Raw genomic sequence first — 22,629 nt, forward strand, 5'->3', positions numbered from 1 at the left:
AAGGTGTACCTTGTCACTTTCAACAGTTAATGCTTTTAAGCATATGGAGTCGGCTGGCAATGTGATTCTTGATGATAAGCAGCTTGCAGCACTTCAGAAGACACTTAACATGATTCTTGCAGATATCATTTCTGTCTGCGAGGAGAACAATATTACATATACTCTTGGTGGCGGTTCAGCATTAGGTGCGGTCCGCCATCATGGTTTTATTCCGTGGGATGATGATATTGATATCAATATGCCCAGAAGAGATTATGATGTGTTCATACCTCTTTTTACCAGGAAATTTGGCTGGAAGTATTGGATTCATACACCCCAGGGAACTAAGGGTTACAACCTTCTTCTGTCCAGGATAAGACTTAAGGGTACCAGTGTTGTAACAAGAGAAGATTTTAAAAACAAAGAAGCCGGAGCCTTTATAGACCTCTTTGTCATGGAGAATACTTTTAACAATGCGCTGGCAAGGAATCTTCATGGACTTGCATGTTGCGGATTGGGTTTTCTTGTGTCATGCAGGAAGTTCTATCGTGACAGGAAGCAGATGATGAAGATGGCAGCTGACAGCGGTGAAGCTGGTATGGCTAAGGTCTTCAAAATGAAGATAGCAATAGGTTTCTTGATTTCTTTTATCTCACTTGATACTCTTGTAAGGGTAGGAGATAATGTGAACCGCATCTGCAAGAACGATCATTCCAAGTATGTAACCGTTCCTACAGGCCGTAAATACTTCTTTGGAGAGATGTATTTACGAAAAGATGTTTGCAGAACCAGAAAAGTGTTGTATGATGGTAATTTGTACAGAGTTCCGCGTAATATCGATTTGTATTTAAAGAACCTGTATGGTGATTATATGAAGTTACCTTCTCCTGATCAGATAGAGAAGCATATTTTCTTTAAACCTTTTTATCTGAGTCTGGAAGAAAAAAGCAGTATTGAAAAGAGATGATCTTCAAATCAACGAGGACCACTCTTGGCCTGATAGTAAGGCTGGAAAGGATTTACAAATGAATGCAGCATTAATTTTTGCCGGAGGTACCGGTAAGCGTATGAATTCTAAGGCAGTGCCTAAACAGTTCCTTATTCTGTACGGCAAGCCGCTTATCATATATACTCTTGAGAAATTCGAGAACCATCCTGATATAGACGGTATTGTTATCGCTTGTCTTGAAGAGTGGATACCTAAGATGAAGAAGTATTGCGAACAGTTCAATATTACCAAGGTTCGTGCTATTGTTCCGGGTGGTGCTTCAGGTCAGGAATCTATCTATCATGGACTTAAGTCTATATCATCTATGTATAGCGATGATGATGTAGTTCTTATACATGATGGAGTTCGTCCGCTTGTAGACCCTAATACTATTACCAAGGCAATCGAGTGCGCTAATACCAAGGGCAATGCCATCACTGTTACTCCTGCTATTGAGACTATCTTCCTTGATAACGAGGCTGACGGCGAAGTAGGACGTATCATTGACCGTAAGCAGTGTCTCATGGCAAGAGCACCTCAGTGTTTCCATATCAAAGATATTATGGCTTGCCATACTAAGGCTATTGAAGAGCAGAAGGATGACTTTATTGATTCTGCAAGCATGATGAAATATTATGGACATAAGCTTTTCACAGTTGAGGGCCGTCCTGAGAACATCAAGATCACAACTCCGGTTGACTTCTATATGTTCCGTGCTATAATTGATGCCCGTGAGAATCAGCAGATCTTCGGACTGTAATATAGATATTCTGCATCGAAGTTTATTTATAATAGTAGTATTTTTAGGAGATTTATAATGCCAGTAGTTCAGATTGTAAAGAGAAAAGCAAAAAGAATGTTCCCTGCAGCTGTAGAAGGAAGATTCTTTAAGAGAATGGGAGTAGCCTGGAAGCAGACTAAGACATGGGTTGATCGTTCTATAGGTTATGAGAACCGTAAAGTTCTTTCACAGAATACACCTGTAGTTCATAACAGGATCATGTTCATCACTTTCAACCACAGCTATTCATGTAACCCTAAGTATATATGCGAAGAGCTTATAAAGCGCAATGCTAATGTTGAGATATACTGGGGCGTTACCAATATGAATACAAGAGGTTATGTTCCGGATCTTCCTAATGTTCATGTTGTTAAGATGAACAGTTATGAATATTTTGTAGCAGCATGCTCTTCACACGTTATTATCATCAATTCACTTCTTGGTGATAAGTTCTATCCTTTCCCTGTTAAGAAGGAGCAGCGTGTATTTGAGACATGGCATGGAAGTCTTGGTATCAAGCGTTTTGACCTTGCACATTACAATACTAATCTTTCATGGCCTGAAGCTGCAATACGTACAGGTAAGCTTACCAACTACTGTATCTCTAACTCAAAGTTTGAGGAAGACGTATTCAGAGAGACATTCTGGCCTGAAACACGTATCATGCGTCTTGGACATGCCAGAAATGATATCTTCTTTGATACATATAAGGAGAAGAGAGCTCAGTGGAAGAAGGAATTCTTCGAAGAAAGAGGCCTTAACCCTGATACAAAGCTCTGTCTCTATGCTCCTACATTCCGTGATACTCACAATTTTGAAGTATATGATCTTAATTGTGACAGACTTGTCGAAGCTCTTGAAGAGCGCTTCGGCGGAGAGTGGAAGATCCTTCTTCGTTATCATGACAATGATAAGAAGAAAGAAAAGACTCAGAACAAGCTTAAACAGGATTGCGTTATCGATGTAACAGATCTTCCTGATATTCAGGAACTTCTTTCCTTCGTAGATTGCGGAATTACAGATTATTCCTCATGGATCTATGATTTTGTATTAAGCGGCAAGCCTGGATTTATCTATGCTCGCGATGTAGATATTTATAACAATGAACGTGGATTCTATTTCAAACTTGAAGAGTCTCCATTCCCTGTTGCGAAATGCAATGATGAGATGATGCAGAATGTTCGTTCATTTGATGAAAAACTTTATGCAGATAAAGTTAAAGAATTCCTTGATGGTAAGGGATGCATGGATGATGGTCATGCAAGTGAGAGAATTGTTGATCGTCTCATGAAACTTCTTGGTTAAAATAGTTAGGGCGCATGGGGATTGTACCTTTGCGCCCTTATTTGGATTTTATTACACGAATTTTTAGAGGTTGGAATATGGCGGAAAAAACAAAAAGCCGAAGGAATGGCAGGATAGAAATTCTGCGTTTTGTCTTCGCCTTTATTGTACTCCTTCATCATTCAAGATACCTTTTGGGAGATGATAACTGTTATTTTCTGGGAGGTTCGCTGGGTGTAGAGTTCTTCTTTATTGTATCAGGCTTCTTGATGATGAATACGGTAGACCGCATAGTGTCTTCCAAAAACTATAATACAATTCCTGTTGACAGGAATCTTGCTAATGAAACAGCTTCTTTTATTAAAAAGAAGATTAAGGCGGTGCTTCCGCAGTTTCCTATTGCATGGTTTATAGGACTTATATTTGTAATAATAATAGGTCAGATGAGCATAGTGGAGGCTTTTGAAGAGTTCGAAGAGAATTTCTGGGAACTGTCTCTTTTGAAGATGACAGGCATCTATGATGGCGGACTTGATGGCGTTATGTGGTACATATCTTCTATGCTTATCTGCATGACTATATTGTATCCGTTGCTTAGGAAGTTTCCTCACATGATGAGGAAGATCTGGTGCCCTTTCCTTGCGCTTATGCTTCTTGGAATGATGTGCATCCTTGACGGACATCCAAGGAATCCGACCAAGGTGTACAGTATTATTTATAAAGGTAATATAAGGGCTTTTGCTGAGATATGTATAGGTATTTGGTCTTTTGACATAGTCAGAAAGATCAAAAATATTAACTGGTCCGGACTGGCAAGAGTTATTTTTGAGATCGTTCAGCTTACAGGATATTTGATGGCTATTGTATATATGTACATGGAAAAACCGGGAAGAGATGACTATTTCTTCCTGATGATATTGTCCATATCAGTTATTCTGTCTTTTGCTCAGGTCGGAATTTTGTCAGAGGTATATAACAACAGATTCAGTATGATACTTGGAAGATTTTCTGCAGCAATGTATTTTTCGCATTTATACTATGCTCAGAATCTTAATCTTATTTTAAGTGATAGTCTTACTAAGCAGCAGAAGACTGTGATCTATGTTGCATGTTCACTTGTAACAGCATTGGTAGTTGAAGCATTGGCATTTCTTTATAAGAAGGTGTCACCAAACTTTAAGAGGGGCTTAAAAGCTATTTTAGTAAAAGATGAAAAAGATAATTAAAAAATGTAAAAAGTATCAGTTTCTTTTTGAAGAGCTGGTAAAAAGAGATTTTAAACAGAAATATAAAAGAAGTATTTTGGGAATGGGATGGAGTATTCTTTCACCTCTTTTCACACTTCTTGTTATGTATGTGATCTTTTCAAATCTGTTTGGCCACAAGATGGAGCATTATGTAACATACCTTTTTAGTGGCCAGCTTGTTTTGTCATATTACAAGGAGTCTACCAAGAATGGTATGACCAGCCTTGTTAACAACTCCAAGATTTTTACTAAGATCAATGTGCCAAAGTATATGTTCCTTTTATCCAAGAACGTATCAGCTCTTGTAAACTTTGGACTTACACTGGTTGTATACTTTATATTCTGTGCATTTGATGGAATATCATTTCACCCAAGACAGTTCCTTTTGATCTTCCCTATCCTTTGCATTTTGGGACTTAATATCGGAGTGGGACTTATACTGTCAGCAATGTTTGTATTCTTTAGAGATATAAGATATCTTTATGATATAGTTCTTACTTTGCTGACATATGTTTCAGCTGTATTCTATTCGGTTGATAAGTTTTCAGCTTTGGGACAGAGATTGTTCTTACTGAATCCTGTTTATGTATACATCAAATATTTCCGTGTGATCATGATCGACGGACTTGTTCCGTCATTAGAATACCATCTCTTATGCCTTTTTTATGCGGGAATAAGCCTACTTATAGGCGGACTTATCTACAAGAAAAATAATCACGCATTCCTGTACTATTTATAAGAGGATTAACGTTATGTCAGTTATAGAATGTAATAATGTCAGCATCCGTTATATGACGGGTGATTTTAAGGCTATAGGTTTAAAAGAATATGTTATCCGTCACTTAAAGGGTAATTATCATGTCAAGGAATTCTGGGCAGACAAGGATGTAACTTTCAAGCTTGAAAAGGGAGACATGCTTGGTATCATTGGTTCCAATGGTGCAGGTAAGTCTACACTTTTAAAGGCTGTGACGGGCATTATGATCCCTACATATGGAGAACTTCATACTAAGGGCAATATTGCAGCTCTACTTGAGCTTGCCAGCGGATTTGACGGAGATATGACCGTTAAGGAGAATACATACCTTCGAGGCGCCCTTCTTGGATATACAAGACAGTTTCTTGATGAAAAATATGATGAGATCATCAAATTTGCAGAGCTTGAAGAATTTCAGGATTATGAATTCAAGCAGCTCTCATCCGGTATGAAATCAAGACTTGCTTTTTCAATAGCATGTCTTGTCAATCCTGATATCATCATTCTCGATGAAGTACTGTCAGTTGGTGATGGTGCATTCAGGAAGAAGTCCGGCGACAAGATGAAAGAGATCCTTGATAGTGGTGTTACAGGTCTTCTGGTTAGCCATTCAATCTCTCAGGTTAGAGAGCTTTGTAACAAGATTTTATGGCTTGATCATGGCAAACAGGTTGCTTTTACTGATGAGGTTGATCTGTATTGTGATGCTTACGAAGAATTCCTTATGACCAAAAAACTTCCTAAAAAACCGGAAGATATAGAAAAACTTGCCAAGGGACACAAAGTAAGACTTGAGCAGGAAGAAGCAGAGAAAGACAGAAAAGCAGCTGAAAGAGCTGCCAAAGCCAAGGCCAAGGAACAGGCTAAATAAATATATCTATTGATATAGTTTGATTTTCTTTAGCTTAGATTTGAGTTAGACGAGGTTAATGATGAACGTATACGGTAGCAATATTATAGAAAGCCCTAATGATAGAACTCTTCAGGAGGATCTCGAAAACACAGCGCTTTGCGAGACCCTTCCTTTTGAGAAACTCAAAGATTCCATAATACTGGTAACAGGTGCAACTGGACTTGTAGGTATGCAGATGGTCAAGAGCCTTGCTGCAATGAACAGACTTAAAGACGCTAATATCAGTGTTCTTGCTCTTGTAAGGAATATTGATAAGGCACAGTCTATCTATGGTGATCTGTTTGGACGCGGAGATATCTCATTTGTCAGAGCTGATCTTAATGACAGAGACGGACTGCTTCTTGCAGTAAAGTCTGCATATGTTGATGTCTCAAGAATTGATGACAAAAAAAACGCACCTTTTTATATAATTCACGGCGCAGCAGTAACAGCTTCAAAAACTATGGTTGAAAAGCCTGTAGAGACAATAGATACAGCTTTAGATGGCACTAAGAACATGCTGGAAGTAGCAAGAGAACTTGGATGCAGTTCTTTTGTCTATTTATCATCCATGGAAGTATACGGAAGTTTCTTTGAACCTACAGTAGTAACTGAGGATGTGATGGGATATATCGATCCGCTTGTTGTAAGAAGCAACTATCAGCTTACCAAGCGCATGTGCGAGAATATGTGCATAGCATATGCCAAGGAATTTGGTGTTCCGGCCAAGATTGCAAGACTGTCTCAGACATTCGGAGCCGGAATACTTCCCGGAGAAAACAGAGTATTTGCACAGTTTGCAAGAAGTGTGATGAATGAGCAGGATATAGTTCTTCATACAAAGGGACTTTCAGAAGGTAACTACTGCTATACTGCTGATACAATAAGAGGTCTTCTTACGATACTTATAAAAGGCGACAATTCTGCTGCTTACAATGTAAGTAATGAAGATACACATACAACCATAGCAGGCATGGCTGAGTTTGCCTCTAAGAAGCTTGCAGAAGGTAAGATCAAGGTAGTATTTGACATACCTGAAGATAATAAGTTCGGTTATGCAGCAGATACCAAGATGAAACTATCTAATGCTAAGCTAAGGAGCCTTGGATGGGAACCTTCCTATAGCCTTGAAGATGCATACAGACGCATGATGTCAAGCATGAAGCAGCAGGGCATTTGAATATGATTTTTCATCTTTATAGGACTAAAAAAGAGAATGTATAGAAGTACATGGTTAACCTCATGTCGCGAGCAAAGCGAGTGACTAATGGTTCAAATTGATGGAGCTCGCGTCATCAATTTGGGTTTGAAAGTGGAACACTTTCAAACTTAACCTCATGTCGCGAGCAAAGCGAGTGACTAATGGTTCAAATTGATGGAGCTTGCGTCATCAATTTGGGTTTGAAAGTGGAACACTTTCAAACTTATACTTCTATTTCTAATTACAGGATGTAAAAAGATCCCGATTATTTGGTTAGAAAAAATATCTAACTAAATAACCGGGATTTTTAGTTATCTAAAAAACATTTTTAGTTTTGATTTAGGTTAGCGTGTAATAATACATCATGTCAGCAGCAATACTGCAGACAAAGGTGGGCAATGGAATACTAAAACCTGAGCATTAGTTTTCTATTGCCGTATATCTCATCAATACCCCTCATAAGAGAGTGCAGGCTACAGTATTACTGGATGCCTGCATTTTCTTTTTCTTAAATATTATCAAATAAAAATCAAAATAAAACCGAAATATGATATTTTGTATGATGTATATAATGTTAATCTAATTATGTAAATTTCTTGGGTATAATATGTAAAATGAAAGGGAGAAAATTCATGAGCATTCACAAGCTGAATGACAGTAAGGACAAAAAAGGTACTTTCATAGTAGAAATTCAGCACCAGGAAAAAGGTAGTTGGCAGGGAAAAGTCACTTGGGCTGAAGGAGGACGCAAAGAAGTCTTCAGAAGCACACTTGAACTTATCAAGATGATGGACAGCGCTGTCAACGAAGCTGAAGAGGCCGATGTAGCCTCATCTGTTTCTTAAGGAGCTTAATATGGAGATACTTGAGAGCAGTCAGCAAAAGCTATATGCACCCAATTTAATATGCGTGGGCATTGATAGATGTGAGAACGGAGACTTCATTGGAAGGGTATGGGAGCCTTATGATGCCTCAGCGTTTCAATTCACAGGTATCAATGAAATGGTAATTCACATGGATGATCTTTACGATAGATGGAATTACCCGCAGAGAGCACTTAATGAACGCAGCTTTATGCGTACCCATGCAGTAACAAGATCCGGCAACATCAGGACAAGCGATTTTGAACAAAAAATTGAACGACTCCAGAAGATGAGAGGAAATATGGGAACCTTCATCATTCAGGTCAAGTTCAGACAGCATGCCACATGGCAAGGAGTAGTCGTGTGGGCAGAGGAGAATAAGCGGGGTAAATTTCAGAGTGCGATGGAACTCATCCAACTCATGGATCATGCGATTAATAATGGCTTATTAATTAAATGATCTAAAAACCTAAGGAAAGCTTAAGGTTAAAAGAGGGCTGAAGATACCAGGACATGCCGCAAAGGACGCAGCATACCTGGTTTTTTTGAGCGTATAAGAGATTCTTATAAGATATTTTTATAAGATGTTTTTATAGGATATAACAGGGATTAATTTAAAAGAAGCAATGGCTTCTTAAGTACAAATAATACAATAAAAAGAGGAATTTAAAATGGAACAATACGAGAACAATCAGCTTAATAATGGTCAGGGCGCATACTTTCAGGGCAGCGCCAATGAGAATGTTAACTATTCAAATAATATATATCAGGGCAATGGCCAGCAGAATTCATATATGCAGGGTGGTCATGCAGCTATGCTTAATGGTAAGGCTGTAAGTACTGATAAGATGGCAGCTGAAATGGAAAAAGAAGAAAATGTTGGACTTGGAATATTGGGTTCTATAGGCGGTGCACTTATTGGTGTTGTATTCATGGTAGTTCTGTACAAGCTTGGAAGAGTCGCATTCTATACAGGTGTAATTATGGGACTATGCGCATTTAAGGGATACGAGATGCTTTCCGGAAGAAAGACAAAAAAAGGTATAGTTATAAGCATAATTGCAGTTTTGGCAATGGTATATGTAGGAACAAGATTTTGCTTTGCACTAGATATAACAAGCGCTTTTAAAGGCTACAACGTATTTGAAGCATTTATTGAGGTAGATGAGAAGATTGCACAGTTTAATTTGGGAGATGCCTTTAATGAAATGCTTATACAGCAGTATATTTTTGCAGGTATTGGAGCTGTAATCGCTGTGTTCTCCAAGATTGGTGAAAATAAAGAAAATACATCTCAAAAGGGAATCGGAGCATTCAGAAAATAAAACAAACTACTTATATGTCGCAGACGGTATATGCCGCCTGCGATTTTTGTGTCTATGTGTGTAATTTATGTTTATAACAGGAAGTTATCGTAATAAATTTCGGATAAAAGTGAGGCATGGAAGCCGAACGCCGAAATTTATGTTATAATCCAAATGATTGCTATTTTTCGGAAACCGACAAGAAAGGGTGAAGAGAAACCAATGCCTAATAATCATGATATAGATCACATTATAAAAGTAATACTTCAGGATTATGACAAAAAACGCGATGTAGACAAGATGGATGTGTTTGGCCAGCCTGACTCCAAAGCGGTTGAGGATATTACTCATAAACTTCTTAATGTTATTTTCCCTGGATATTATAGAGACAGAGTGTACAGGAGTTTTAATGACAGAAACCGTATGTCAGTTCTCATAGAAGATGTCATGTACAATCTTGAGAAGCAGATCACTATCGCTCTTACCTACAACGAAGAGTACAGAGATACGGACGAGCGTTTAAGGAAAGAAGCTGCTAAGCGTATAGCAGGTGAATTTGGTGAGAGTATTCCCATGATCCGTGAATTCGTAGATACTGATGTACAGGCTACATTTGACGGCGATCCGGCAGCATATGGTAAGGAAGAGATAGTTCTTTCGTATCCGGGAATACTTGCAACAACTGTTAACAGGCTTGCTCATGAGCTCTTTTTACTAAGAGTACCGCTTATCCCGCGTATGATGACAGAGTATGCCCACTCCAAAACAGGTATTGATATAAATCCTGGAGCTACCATTGGCAAATACTTCATGATAGATCATGGAACAGGTGTAGTAGTTGGTGAAACGACAGTTATCGGCGAACATGTCAAGATATATCAGGGTGTTACCCTTGGAGCTTTGTCCACAAGAGGAGGACAGGACCTTCGTGGCAAGAAGAGACATCCTACCGTAGAAGACAATGTTACTATCTACTCCGGAGCATCTATACTAGGAGGAGAGACTATCATAGGACATGATTCTGTAGTTGGATCTAACTGTTTCATTACAGCATCAGTACCTGCAGATACCAGAGTTACCATAAGGAACCAGGAACTTATCTATAAGGATGGCAATGGCAAGGAATACTCATCAGCTGAGTTCAAACAGGGCGAATGCTGGTGCGGCGGTTATGGTAATGACTGGGTTATCTGATATTAAAATGTTTATAATGCGAAGCGATTCGCGAATTTGATATTTATTGAAAGAAGGATTTACAAATGTTTGAAAAGATCACTAAGGATATGCTCAAATTCATCGATGCATCTCCTACATGCTACCACGTAATCAGCAATATGGAGACCAGGCTTGACGCCGAAGGATATACAAAGCTTCGCGAGTCTGAAAGCTGGAAGCTCAAAGCCGGTGGCAAGTATTATGTTACACGTAACGGTTCATCTATCATTTCTTTCCAGATTCCTAAGAAGTCTTTCAAAGGCTTCCTTATGACAGCAAGCCACAGCGATTCACCATCCTTCAAGATCAAGGAAAATCCTGAAATGACTGAAGGTGGTATGTATGTAAAGCTTAATGTTGAAGGCTATGGCGGAATGCTTGATGGCCCTTGGTTTGACAGACCGTTATCAATTGCAGGAAGAGTATTTGTGAAGGACTCAGACAATTCCATCTCTATGAAGCTTATAAACGTAGACAGGGATCTTGTTATGATGCCGTCTCTTGCTATCCATATGAACAGAGAGGCCAACAATGGCTATAAGTTCAATGCTCAGAAGGATATGCAGCCTCTTTTCGGTGATATTGCTACAAAGGGAACATTTGACAAAACTATAGCTAAGGCTGCAGGAGTAAAGGTTTCTGAAGTTATTGGAAGTGACCTTTTTCTTTATAACAGAGTTAAGCCTACAGTATGGGGAGCCGGCAAAGAATATATAAGCTCATCAAGACTTGATGACCAGGAGTGTGTATATACAACATTTGAAGCGTTCCTTAATGCTGAGTCTACATCACATACACTTGTACATTGTGTATTTGATAATGAGGAAGTTGGAAGCGGAACTAAGCAGGGTGCAGCATCAACTTTCTTAAAAGACACTCTTGAAAGAATCAATGAAGGCCTTGGACGCACAAGAGAACAGTATCATACAGCTCTTGCACAGAGCTTCATGCTCTCAGCAGACAATGCGCATGCTATGCATCCTAATCATACAGATAAGGCAGATCCTGTTAATCGTCCTGCTATTAACAAGGGTATAGTAATTAAATTTAATGCAAACCAAAAGTATACAACTGACGGAGCATCTGAAGCTATGTTCAGAATGGTTCTGGACAAGGCCAAGGTTCCTTATCAGATGTTTACTAATAGAAGTGACATGCCTGGCGGATCTACACTTGGAAATATCAGCAATACTCAGGTTGCTCTTAATACAGTAGATATAGGACTTGCCCAGCTTGCTATGCATTCTCCTTATGAGACAGCAGGCGCCAAGGATCCGGTATACATGGCAGAAGGTGTCAAGGCTTTCTATGAATCAGATATTGATGTTCACATGTGATTTTTGCAGACCATAGTGAACGGTTTATAATACGCCTCTTATCAGTTTTTAAATCCATGGATATATTGTGTTTGAAGGCTGATAGAGGGGCTATTACTTCATTCCTTTAATTTAAAGAATGATGATTTGATAGAGAACATCATTGTAACATCATTTATAATCATTTATAATTATAAGATGAATAGCTTTAATGAAAGTAGGACTATGCTTTATGGGTTTATTTGACTTATTCGGGGGAAACAAAAAGAAAGAAGAAGAGGCCGCTGCGCTCGCCGAAAAGCGCAAAGAAGAGGAGGCCATCAAAGAAAAGGAAGACCAGATCGCAGCACATGAAGGCCTTGAATGGCCGCATCCGGTTCCAATTTCAAGAATTCGTACACAGGGTGAAGAGCCTGATGTGTTTGAGGATCCGGTATCTCAGGAACGTAAGGACGAGATAGGACCACTTATTTATGAAGAGAAGATAGGTCTTGATACACTTAAATTTCTTACACTTCCGGAACTTTTATTTGTACTTACAACACTTGAGTTTTATAACTCAAAAGGTAAACTAAAAGGATTTAGTGAGAATCATCGTATTCTTTACAACGAACTGTTAAACCGAGTTCGTGATGCCAAGATGATCTATTGTCTCTATGATGATGCGACCAAGTTTCCATTTATAGAGAACGGATTTGCATACATCTATCTGGAAAAAGAGATAGCGCAGCAGGTAGCTGCAGCTTATGGCAAGCAGTATAGAAGGCTTACCGTTAAGGATTGCCCTGCTGTTCCTGAGGGAGCAGAGAGTACAGACAGAGGATTCTTTGATTATCTGTACTATCTTGGAATCGAAAGGATCATTATTGACAATGGTCGTTACAGAGCTAGATTTTCAAGAAGCGAGATTGTAGCTCCGCCTGATTTTGGTCAGGACCAGAAGAAAGCTCCCATGAATCCTCAGCTCAGACTTGCGATGCTTGACTTTTTATCAGAAGCTCGCTGGCCTGTTAAGTATGAGAAGAGAGCACAGGTAGTACAGACCAAGGAAGCTCGAATGGTAGCTCTTGCAAGAGCAGGACGTTATATCGTGCCTATCCAGCACGAAGGACCTGCTGAGATGATGAATGATGGACGTATTAAGTTCAACAAAGATACCAAGCTTCGCTTCCCTGTTATGAAGACCAATAATGGAAAGTTATTTCTTCCGATATTTACAGATGGTATAGAATTCTCCAAGAAGTTTGGCAGAGAGGGATTTGAAGGCGCTGTCTTCAGATTCAGCGATATTTTAAGATTTGTTCAGGACAAGGACGGACTTGCTATCAATCCTATGGGAGAGAATATCATGCTTCCTAAGGACAAGATGATGGCACTCGAAGCAGCTTCACGTATGATGGCAGAGTCCAAGAATGCAGGTAAAACTGTAAATGAAGCAAATGCTCAGGATATTATCAAAAGAGCAAGTGCTGAAGACGTTGCAGACAAGATCATTCAGATGCCCAAACGCACACAGGATGCTGATGAGGCAAGTGAAAATACAAATTCTACACAAACAAGTGATAGCAGCGTAGAAGCAGCTGATATCACACCTGAGAACTAAGACTAAGACTGACAAGTAAACCTTCTACTGAAAGGCGGTTTAAATGTTTGATCGAATGCTAGGCTATTATCTTGTTGAACAGGGAAGGCTGACAGGTGAACAGATTAAGCAGGTTTATGAAAAACAGGCTATAGACAGAGCCAGACTCGGTGTTATAGCTGTTACCGAGAAGCTTATGAGTATACCTCAGGCAGAACATATTAATTCCCTTCAGTCAACTCACGACAAATTCTTTGGTGACCTTGCTATTGAATTGGGGTATCTATCTCCTGAGCAGGTTTCCAGGCTCTTGGATAAGCAGGGCAATGAATTTATGGCCTTTTCTCAAGCTTTGGTAGATCTTGGATTTATGACTCTCCAGGAGATATCAGAACTATCTTTGGAGTATGCATCAAAGTATGGACTCATGGAGTCTGATATAGATGCACTTAAATGCAATGATATCTCCAGGATAGTTCCGATCTTCACCAAAGATGCTGATGAGAAGACTGTCAAGATGCTTACAATTGCGGTTAAAAATGTTTATCGTCTCATAGATCAGCATGTTACTATCGGTTATCTTGAAAAGAAAGAGAACGTATCAGGAGAATGTGTCGGTTATCAGAAGACCATCGGAAGAGATAAGCTCTGCAACAGCATTTCAGGAAGCTATACAGATCTTCAGAAGGTAGCAATGAGTTATACCAAAGAAGAATTTATAGAAACCCGAGAAGATGTGCTTGATGCGCTTTGCGAATTCATCAATTGTACTAATGGAATATATGTCACACAGGAAAGCAGTGATAGCGAGATGATAGATCTAGAACCTCCTGTCTATATTACGCATTTTGCTAATATCAAGGCTCCTGTGGTTTATTCACTTCCCGTTTTTTGCACAAATGCAAATATATTCATCAATATATCTGATTCAACAAAAACAGAAATTGTTTGAGACATATAATGAGTTGTGAGGAGGAAAAGGCATGGCAAACGTACTTATAGTAGATGATTCCAGAACATCCAGAAGAGTACTTAGAGACATTCTTGAACGTAATGGTCACACAGTTATTGGCGAAGCAGTAGATGGCAAGGAAGGTTATGACTTATATCAGACACTTAAGCCGGATATTGTCACCATGGATATCACTATGCCGGTAATGGATGGCATAGACTCTTTAAAACTTATTATGCGATTAGACCCTCAGGCTAAGGTTATCATGGTAACTGCAGCCGGACAGAAGCAGAAGATGATGGAAGCTCTCAAAATAGGAGCTGTAGAGTTTATCTCTAAGCCACTTGATGAGGAGGCTATTGTAAAGACTTTAAAAGAGCTCTCATAAGAGCTCTTTATGTCTTACAGTATTTTCAAACTAAGCCTCGTGTTGCGAGTAAAGTAAGTGGCTACTTATATCCATCCGCCATCAAGCGTTATGATCTGTCCTGTCATATAGCTGGGGGACTCTATAACTTTTAATACCATAGCTGCGACTTCTTCCGGCGTGCCCAATCGGCCCGCCGGTATTTCGTTTCTGAGATCTTCCATATCATCGTCAGATAGATGAGACCTGTTCATATCCGTATCGATGACACCGCAGGATATGGCATTTACACTTATATTGGATGGCGCCAGTTCTTTGGCGAGAGCTCTTGTAAATCCATTAACACCGCCCTTGCTTGCAGAATAGGCAACTTCAGTAGAAGCTCCTACCTGCCCCCATACAGAAGAGATGTTGATGATCTTTCCTCCTCCCTGACGTAGCATTAATGGGACTGCACATTTTGAAGTGTTGAACAAAGATGACAGATTAGTCCTTATAACATTGTCCCACTCGTGAGGTTCCATATCTGTCAGAAGACCAAGCCAGGCAATTCCGGCATTATTGATAACAACATTAACTCTAGGAATCTGCTCGAACATTTCAGCAACATCGTTATAATTTCCGATGTCGCATACAAAAGGTATACAGTTGATCTCGTATTTAGCAGAAAGCTCTGCACTATACGACTTTAAGTCATCGCCATGTTTAAGGCATGTAAGATACAGATTATAGCCTTTATTGGCAAGCTCATTGGCTATAGCTTTGCCGATGCCTCTGGATGCACCTGTTACAAGAACGTAATCGTCCATTTTATAACTCCTTTTATAATAAGACAGTCAGTACACTGGGTATTGTCCTGTGAAAAACTGTCCGTATTTTATGTTTAGATAATAAACAATAATCATAAATTGCTTACAAAAGCCTTGTTATAAGCTAATGTTAACAAAGTAATTGACAAAAGACAAACTTTATGAATATTATAAAAATATAGAAAGATTGCACGCAATTAAATAGTACGGCAAAAATACGAAATGTTTTAATAATGTCCACGAATCATAAGGAGGTCTATTTATGTACGATACACTCATTATAGGAAGCGGTCCTGCAGGACTTTCAGCAGCAGTATATGCCAAGAGAGCTGATCTTAATGTTGCAGTTATAGAAAAAGAGTTCACATCAGGCGGCCAGATCCTTAACACTTATGAAGTTGATAACTATCTTGGATTACCGGGTATCAATGGTTTTGATATGGGAATGAAGTTTAGAGAACATGCTGATAAACTCGGGGCTTTATTCCTTGAAGGTAATGTATCAGGAATAGAAGTAGTAGAAGAAGGAAATGATACTAAGCTTCCGGTATTTAAAGTTAATACTGACAATGGATCATATGAGACACATACCATTATCATAGCATCAGGTGCTAATCATTCAAAACTTGGCGCACCTGGTGAAGATGAATTTACAGGAGTAGGCGTATCATACTGTGCTACATGTGACGGAGCGTTCTTTAGAGGCAAGACCGCAGTTGTAGTAGGCGGCGGTGATGTAGCAGTAGAGGATGCAATCTTTCTTGCAAGGGGATGTAGCAAGGTATATCTGATTCATAGAAGAGATGAACTCAGAGCTGCCAAGACACTTCAGAATGAACTTCTGTCCCTTCCCAATGTAGAAGTTGTTTGGGACAGTGTTGTTAAAGAGATAAGAGGAAGCAGTAAAGTTGAATCTGTTCTTGTGCAAAATGTTAAGACAAAAGAAGAAAATTCTCTCGATACAGATGCATGCTTTGTTGCTGTAGGAATCACACCTGAAACAGAAAAATTCAGAGACCTTGTTGAGTGTGATGAAAAAGGATATATAATAGCTCCGGAAACTGGTGCTACTTCACATCCCGGAATCTACGTAGCCGGAGATGCAAGAAAGAAACGCCTTCGCCAAATTGTTACGGCTGTAGCCGATGGTGCTAATGCTGTTACAGCTATTCAAGACTATCTTGTGGGAAAATCGTAACAATTTTTTACTTGAAATTATATATTCAACTCGGACAATTTTAATAAGAGAGGCTCAAGTTGTCAGATAACTTGAGCCTCTTTTATTGATAAAAGTGTCAAAATAATAGCCTTTAAAAGCACATATTTTGTGGAATTTTAAGATAAAGTAAATTATTAAATCTTAAAATTGCTACAAGTATTGACAAAATTAGACTCAAGGGTTATATTAAATATCGGTGTAACAATTTCGTAACAATGTAGGGAGGCCAAACATTGAACAGATTTGGTAGGCAGTTCGCCGTATGTATGTTGACGGCTGCTGTGACATTTACAGGCGCGGGAATAGAAGCAATGGCTGGTTCATCAGTGACATCAGTACTTCCTTCCGCCGGAATTGGATATGAACTTGCTTCAGATCAGGTAGAAGTATCAAACCTTCAGGAAGACGCACAGTCTGATTCATCAGCTAACTCAGCTTCCGATGGTTCGAGCTCATCAACAAGCAGCTCATCCGGATCTTCAACGACCTCAACTAAAGAGACTACTAATACTACTCCTCTTTCATCAAGAGTAGATGAAGAAGTTCTTAACGATATTGAAGAGGCAACCGGTGCTACCACCACTACTAATGACGAGGAAGAGACATTTTCAAACCTTGTTATCGCTCAGGTACATGACTATGTTAATGTAAGAAGTGGACCTAGTGAGAATGATGAGATAGTTGGTAAACTTTATAATAATTCCGTAGGTACTTACCTTGGAGAAGAGAATGGATGGTATCAGATCAAATCAGGTTCTGTTACCGGATATGTCAAAGCTGAATACTGTGTAACAGGAGAAGCTGCTGTAGAACTTGCACCAAAGGTTGGTACACGTATTGCTACAGTAACAACTACAACACTTAAAGTTCGTAAGGAAGCAAGTACAGAGTCAGAAGTTCTTGGACTTGTTCCTATCGATGATGAACTTGTTGTAAAAGAAGAGTTGGATGGCTGGGTTAAAGTCGAGATCGAGGAAGGTGAAGGTTACGTATCAATGGATTACGTAAGACTTTCTACTGAATTCGTTGAGGCTGAATCCAAAGCCGAAGAGGAAGCAAGACTTGCTAAGGAAGAAGCTGCCAAGGAAGCTGCAAGAGCGTCTGCTAGTGCTAATACTTCCAAGTCATCATCTTCATCAAGCGTTAAGTCAGCTGAATCCTTCACAACAGAGAAGAGCTCTATCGGAGAAGCTGTTGCAGCATTTGCTGTACAGTTCGTAGGTAATCCTTATGTATATGGTGGTACAAGCCTTACAAACGGATGTGACTGCTCTGGCTTCGTAATGAGCGTATATGCTAACTTTGGTGTTAGCCTGCCTCATTCATCAGCTGCTGACAGAAATGTAGGTGCTGCTGTAGACGGACTTGCAAATGCACAGCCTGGTGATATCGTATGTTACTCAGGACACGTTGCTATCTACATTGGCGGTGGCCAGATAGTACATGCTTCTACATCCAAGACCGGTATTATCATTTCTAACGCTAATTACAGAACACCACTTGCTGTTCGTAGAATTTTCTAATCATAAGATATTATTAACTGCCCTTTGCATAATGCAAAGGGCAGTTTTGTCTTAATAGAAATGCTGTCATGACATAAATATCGGCGTTCGGCATCCGTGCCTCACTTATATCCGATATTTATTACGATGACTTCCTGTCATGAACAAACTGTGAACAATGCTAATGTTAGCTATGTTTAATTGCATATTTGAATGTAAAGATGCTATACTATACCTATCAAAGGAAATCATCAATTATTTCCGAGTAAAGAGGTGACTGCCATGAAATTTACAATTATAGGTAAGAACATTGATGTAACTCCCGGACTTAAATCAGCGGTTGAAGACAAGCTTGGTAAGCTTGAGAAGTATTTTAATCCTGATACCAATGTTAATGTAACACTTCATGTTGAGAAGGATCGTCACAAGATCGAAGTTACGATCCCGGTCAAAGGTAAGATCATCCGTTCTGAGCAGGTCAGCAGCGATATGTACGCTTCTATTGATCTCGTCGAAGAAGTCATCGAACGTCAGCTCAAGAAATATAAGAATAAGATTGTTGACAAGCATCAGGCTGAGAAGAGCTCTTTTAAGATGGAGTTCTTAGAGCAGGATTACATGGATGATGACGATATTCGTATTGAAAGAGTCAAGAAGTTTGATCTTAAGCCTATGTATCCTGAAGATGCATGCGTACAGATGGAACTCCTTGGACATAATTTCTTTGTTTTCATCAATGCAGAGACAGATGAGACCAACGTAGTTTACAAGAGAAAAGGCAACACATACGGTCTTATTGAACCTGAACTTTGATATGCTTTTTGTAACTGAATAAGTAATTTTAGAGGATGTGCATTATGATGATTTTGCACATCCTCTTTTTGTTGCTTTTTTTCTTGAAGAAACTATGTAAATAGATATATAATTTTCATTGGTGAGTTTCCATTGAAAACTATACGCTATCTTGATTATAAATCGTTCCGGATGCTGTATTCATCCACGTTTCCATATACTGAAACCCCGCTTGGGTATGAGCAGAATTTTTTTGAATTGTAAACGCTTACACTTTGTTAAAAATATTGCAATCTCAGCAGACATTATGTTATAATGAATCTGTTGTGATAAAAAATTAACAATCGTTACCATCTTAAGGAAAATACTCATTAAATATGAATATACATGGTAACAAAAGCTTTACAAATTTATCAGGCAATACAACTAAATATGTAACTCAAAGCTCTCAAATGAGCTCAATTACACAACGGAGGTATAAAAATGGCAAAGAAAGTAGTTTTAGCTGGTGCATGTCGTACAGCAATCGGAACAATGGGTGGATCTCTTAGCACAATTCCTGCAGTAGATTTAGGTGCTATCGTTATCAAGGAAGCTCTTAAACGTGCAGGTGTTAAGCCTGAAGATGTTGATCACGTATACATGGGATGCGTTATTCAGGCAGGACAGGGACAGAACGTTGCTCGTCAGGCTTCTATCAAGGCTGGTCTTCCTGTAGAAGTACCTGCAGTTACAACTAACGTTGTATGTGGTTCAGGTCTTAACTGTGTTAACCAGGCAGCTCAGATGATCATGGCTGGAGATGCTGATATCGTTGTTGCCGGTGGTATGGAGAACATGTCACTTGCACCATTTGCACTTCCTAATGGCCGTTACGGATATCGTATGATGTGGCCTAGCCAGAGCCAGGGTGGTCTTGTAGACACTATGGTTAAAGATGCTCTTTGGGATGCTTTCAATGATTATCATATGATCCAGACAGCAGACAACATCTGCAATGAATGGGGTCTTACACGTGAAGAGCTCGATGAGTTCGCAGCAAAGAGCCAGAACAAGGCTTGCGCAGCTATTGAATCTGGTGCATTCAAGGATGAGATTGTTCCTGTAGAGGTCAAGAAGAAGAAAGAGACTATCATCTTCGATACAGATGAAGGTCCTAGACAGGGTGTTACTCCTGAATCTCTTTCTAAGCTTCGTCCTATCAACAAGGATGGATTTGTTACAGCTGGTAACGCTTCAGGTATCAATGACGGTGCTGCTGCACTTGTTGTTATGTCAGAAGAGAAGGCTAAAGAGCTCGGTGTTAAGCCTATGGCTACATTCGTAGCTGGAGCACTTGCTGGTGTTCGTCCTGAAGTAATGGGTATCGGACCTGTAGCAGCTACTAAGAAGGCTATGAAGAAGGCTGGTATCGAGAACGTATCTGAGTTCGATATCATCGAGGCTAACGAAGCATTCGCAGCTCAGTCTGTAGCAGTTGGTAAGGATCTTGGAATCGACGTTGACAAGCAGCTTAACCCTAACGGTGGTGCTATTGCTCTTGGTCACCCTGTTGGAGCTTCAGGTGCTCGTATCCTTGTAACACTTCTTCACGAGATGCAGAAGAAAGACGCTAAGAAGGGTCTTGCAACTCTTTGCATCGGTGGCGGAATGGGATGCGCTACTATCGTTGAGAAGTACGAATAATTAAACTTACAGAGGGTGTGATAGCCTGTATGGACTTATCTACACCCTCTTAATACTGGATAAAATCGGAGGACGAATCAATGAGCTTTGTTTTATATGAACAGAAAGATAAGATCGCTGTTGTAACTATTAACCGTCCGGAAGCACTTAATGCTCTTAACTCAGCTGTTCTTGATGAACTTAATACAGTTCTTGATAACATTGACTTAAATACAGTAAGAGCACTTGTTCTTACAGGTGCAGGAGACAAGTCTTTTGTTGCCGGCGCTGATATCGGAGAGATGTCAACACTTACTAAGGCAGAAGGCGAAGCTTTTGGTAAGAAGGGTAATGATGTATTCCGTAAAATTGAGACACTTCCTATCCCTGTTATTGCAGCTGTTAACGGCTTTGCACTTGGTGGTGGATGTGAGATCTCTATGAGCTGTGATATTCGTATCTGCTCTGACAATGCTATGTTCGGTCAGCCTGAAGTAGGCCTTGGAATCACACCTGGATTTGGCGGAACACAGAGACTTGCTAGAACTGTTGGTGTTGGTATGGCCAAGCAGCTTATCTACACAGCACGTAATATCAAGGCAGATGAAGCACTTCGTATCGGTCTTGTAAATGCTGTATACACACAGGAAGAGCTTCTTCCTGCAGCTGAGAAGCTTGCTGCTACAATCGCAGGCAACGCTCCTATTGCTGTTCGTGCTTGTAAGAAAGCAATCAATGATGGTCTTCAGACTGATATTGACAGCGCACTTGTTATCGAAGAGAAGCTCTTTGGTTCATGCTTTGAGTCAGAGGATCAGGTAGAAGGAATGGCTAACTTCCTTCGTAAGAAGGATGATCCTAAGAAGGTTAAGCACGTAGATTTCAAGAACGCTTGATCTGACAGGATTTATGAAACAATATGAATCTTATCATCATAAATGAAAACTGTTTTTATCAAATGATAAGATTATATCTTTTGACAGAAAATAATAGATAAAATATATCTAAGGAGGATTTACAATGAAAGTAGCTGTAATTGGTGCAGGAACAATGGGTTCAGGTATTGCACAGGCATTCGCACAGTGTGACGCTGTTGAGACAGTATATCTTTGCGATATCAAGCAGGAGTTTGCTGATGGCGGTAAGAGCAAGATCGAGAAGAATCTTGGACGTCTTGTTAAGAAGGAAAAGATGACTCAGGAAGCTGCAGACGCTATCGTAGCAAAGGTTAAGACTGGTCTTAACACAATCGCTACAGATCCTGATCTTGTAGTAGAGGCTGCTCTTGAAGTTATGGATATCAAGAAGGCATGCTTCAAGGAACTTCAGGAGAACATCGTTAAGAACCCTGATTGTATCTATGCTTCAAATACATCATCTCTTTCTATCACAGAGATTGGTGCAGGTCTTAAGACACCTATCATCGGTATGCACTTCTTCAATCCTGCTCCTGTTATGAAGCTCATCGAGGTTATCTCTGGCGCTAACACTCCTAAGGAGACAACACAGAAGGTTATCGAGATCTCCAAGGCTCTTGGTAAGACACCTGTACAGGTTAACGAGGCTCCTGGTTTCGTAGTTAACCGTATTCTCATTCCTCTTATCAACGAAGGTATCTTCGTATATTCAGAGGGTATTTCAGACATCGAAGGTATCGATACAGCTATGAAGCTTGGATGTAACCATCCTATGGGACCCCTTGAACTTGGTGACTATGTAGGTCTTGATATCGTTCTTGCTATCATGGACGTTCTTTACAATGAGACTAAGGATTCTAAGTATCGTGCATGCGGACTTCTTCGTAAGATGGTTCGTGCAGGTCACCTCGGCGTTAAGTCAGGTATCGGTTTCTATAAGTACAACGAAGATAGAACAAAGACTCCTGTTGACAAGCTTTAATATCACTAATCAGCT

At 39.7% G+C, this 22,629-nt stretch carries 22 protein-coding genes; 21 read left to right on the forward strand and 1 reads right to left on the reverse strand.

What is annotated here, in order from left to right:
* Positions 1–10 precede the first annotated feature (10 nt).
* From I7804_RS06510 to I7804_RS06580, 15 genes are all read left to right on the forward strand, one after another.
* Complete coding sequence (locus I7804_RS06510) at positions 11–946, forward strand: LicD family protein (RefSeq protein WP_248405544.1); 936 nt, start codon at positions 11–13, stop codon at positions 944–946.
* A 58-nt stretch (positions 947–1,004) separates the two neighbouring features.
* Positions 1,005–1,727, forward strand: a complete 723-nt coding sequence (gene ispD, locus I7804_RS06515) for a 2-C-methyl-D-erythritol 4-phosphate cytidylyltransferase (protein ID WP_022754328.1) — start codon at positions 1,005–1,007, stop codon at positions 1,725–1,727.
* Between the two features lie 57 nt (positions 1,728–1,784).
* A complete protein-coding gene (locus I7804_RS06520; RefSeq protein ID WP_022754327.1) occupies positions 1,785–3,053 on the forward strand; it encodes a CDP-glycerol--glycerophosphate glycerophosphotransferase in 1,269 nt (422 codons plus the stop codon).
* 77 nt (positions 3,054–3,130) lie between these two features.
* Positions 3,131–4,258, forward strand: coding sequence for an acyltransferase family protein (locus I7804_RS06525; protein WP_248405546.1), 1,128 nt, complete (start codon positions 3,131–3,133; stop codon positions 4,256–4,258).
* Positions 4,242–5,018: an ABC transporter permease gene (locus I7804_RS06530; protein WP_022754325.1), complete on the forward strand. Its 777-nt coding sequence runs from the start codon at positions 4,242–4,244 to the stop codon at positions 5,016–5,018. The genes I7804_RS06525 and I7804_RS06530 overlap by 17 nt, the downstream gene beginning before the upstream one ends.
* A 13-nt stretch (positions 5,019–5,031) precedes the next feature.
* Entirely contained in the window at positions 5,032–5,907 is an 876-nt protein-coding gene (locus tag I7804_RS06535) for an ABC transporter ATP-binding protein (protein WP_022754324.1), read from the forward strand.
* Positions 5,908–5,968: 61 nt separating this feature from the next.
* Positions 5,969–7,108, forward strand: coding sequence for an NAD-dependent epimerase/dehydratase family protein (locus tag I7804_RS06540; RefSeq protein WP_248405548.1), 1,140 nt, complete (start codon positions 5,969–5,971; stop codon positions 7,106–7,108).
* A 653-nt stretch (positions 7,109–7,761) separates the two neighbouring features.
* A complete protein-coding gene (locus tag I7804_RS06545; RefSeq protein ID WP_022754322.1) occupies positions 7,762–7,974 on the forward strand; it encodes a hypothetical protein in 213 nt (70 codons plus the stop codon).
* 10 nt (positions 7,975–7,984) lie between these two features.
* Complete coding sequence (locus I7804_RS06550) at positions 7,985–8,452, forward strand: hypothetical protein (RefSeq protein ID WP_022758045.1); 468 nt, start codon at positions 7,985–7,987, stop codon at positions 8,450–8,452.
* 211 nt (positions 8,453–8,663) lie between these two features.
* Positions 8,664–9,317, forward strand: a complete 654-nt coding sequence (locus I7804_RS06555) for a hypothetical protein (protein WP_022754320.1) — start codon at positions 8,664–8,666, stop codon at positions 9,315–9,317.
* Between the two features lie 201 nt (positions 9,318–9,518).
* The gene (locus tag I7804_RS06560; RefSeq protein WP_022754319.1) at positions 9,519–10,490 is read left to right on the forward strand and encodes a serine O-acetyltransferase; all 972 of its coding nucleotides are present in this window, start codon (positions 9,519–9,521) and stop codon (positions 10,488–10,490) included.
* Positions 10,491–10,555: 65 nt separating this feature from the next.
* Entirely contained in the window at positions 10,556–11,848 is a 1,293-nt protein-coding gene (locus tag I7804_RS06565; protein WP_248405550.1) for a M18 family aminopeptidase, read from the forward strand.
* Positions 11,849–12,059: 211 nt separating this feature from the next.
* Complete coding sequence (locus I7804_RS06570; RefSeq protein WP_248405552.1) at positions 12,060–13,430, forward strand: SseB family protein; 1,371 nt, start codon at positions 12,060–12,062, stop codon at positions 13,428–13,430.
* 43 nt (positions 13,431–13,473) lie between these two features.
* Positions 13,474–14,361 (forward strand): hypothetical protein, encoded by an 888-nt coding sequence (locus I7804_RS06575; protein WP_248405553.1) that lies wholly within the window; start codon positions 13,474–13,476, stop codon positions 14,359–14,361.
* A 31-nt stretch (positions 14,362–14,392) separates the two neighbouring features.
* Positions 14,393–14,749 (forward strand): response regulator, encoded by a 357-nt coding sequence (locus I7804_RS06580; RefSeq protein WP_022754315.1) that lies wholly within the window; start codon positions 14,393–14,395, stop codon positions 14,747–14,749.
* Between the two features lie 65 nt (positions 14,750–14,814).
* Here I7804_RS06580 and ymfI read toward each other — a convergent pair whose 3' ends face one another.
* Positions 14,815–15,537, reverse strand: coding sequence for an elongation factor P 5-aminopentanone reductase (ymfI, locus tag I7804_RS06585; RefSeq protein ID WP_022754314.1), 723 nt, complete (start codon positions 15,535–15,537; stop codon positions 14,815–14,817).
* A 262-nt stretch (positions 15,538–15,799) separates the two neighbouring features.
* On the opposite strand from ymfI, the gene I7804_RS06590 reads away from it, so the two are divergent.
* The 6 genes from I7804_RS06590 (at position 15,800) to I7804_RS06615 (ending at position 22,614) form a co-directional block, all read left to right on the forward strand.
* Complete coding sequence (locus I7804_RS06590) at positions 15,800–16,735, forward strand: NAD(P)/FAD-dependent oxidoreductase (protein ID WP_022754313.1); 936 nt, start codon at positions 15,800–15,802, stop codon at positions 16,733–16,735.
* A gap of 254 nt (positions 16,736–16,989) precedes the next feature.
* Positions 16,990–18,279, forward strand: coding sequence for a C40 family peptidase (locus I7804_RS06595; protein WP_242994433.1), 1,290 nt, complete (start codon positions 16,990–16,992; stop codon positions 18,277–18,279).
* A gap of 261 nt (positions 18,280–18,540) precedes the next feature.
* Positions 18,541–19,071: a ribosome hibernation-promoting factor, HPF/YfiA family gene (hpf, locus tag I7804_RS06600; RefSeq protein WP_022754311.1), complete on the forward strand. Its 531-nt coding sequence runs from the start codon at positions 18,541–18,543 to the stop codon at positions 19,069–19,071.
* 462 nt (positions 19,072–19,533) lie between these two features.
* A complete protein-coding gene (locus tag I7804_RS06605; protein WP_027204189.1) occupies positions 19,534–20,736 on the forward strand; it encodes an acetyl-CoA C-acetyltransferase in 1,203 nt (400 codons plus the stop codon).
* Positions 20,737–20,816: 80 nt separating this feature from the next.
* On the forward strand, positions 20,817–21,611 hold the full coding sequence (locus tag I7804_RS06610) for an enoyl-CoA hydratase-related protein (RefSeq protein ID WP_022754309.1): 795 nt from the start codon (positions 20,817–20,819) through the stop codon (positions 21,609–21,611).
* A 124-nt stretch (positions 21,612–21,735) separates the two neighbouring features.
* A complete protein-coding gene (locus I7804_RS06615; protein ID WP_022754308.1) occupies positions 21,736–22,614 on the forward strand; it encodes a 3-hydroxyacyl-CoA dehydrogenase family protein in 879 nt (292 codons plus the stop codon).
* Positions 22,615–22,629 lie beyond the last annotated feature (15 nt).

Source organism: Butyrivibrio fibrisolvens (assembly GCF_023206215.1).
Lineage (GTDB): Bacteria > Bacillota > Clostridia > Lachnospirales > Lachnospiraceae > Butyrivibrio > Butyrivibrio fibrisolvens_C.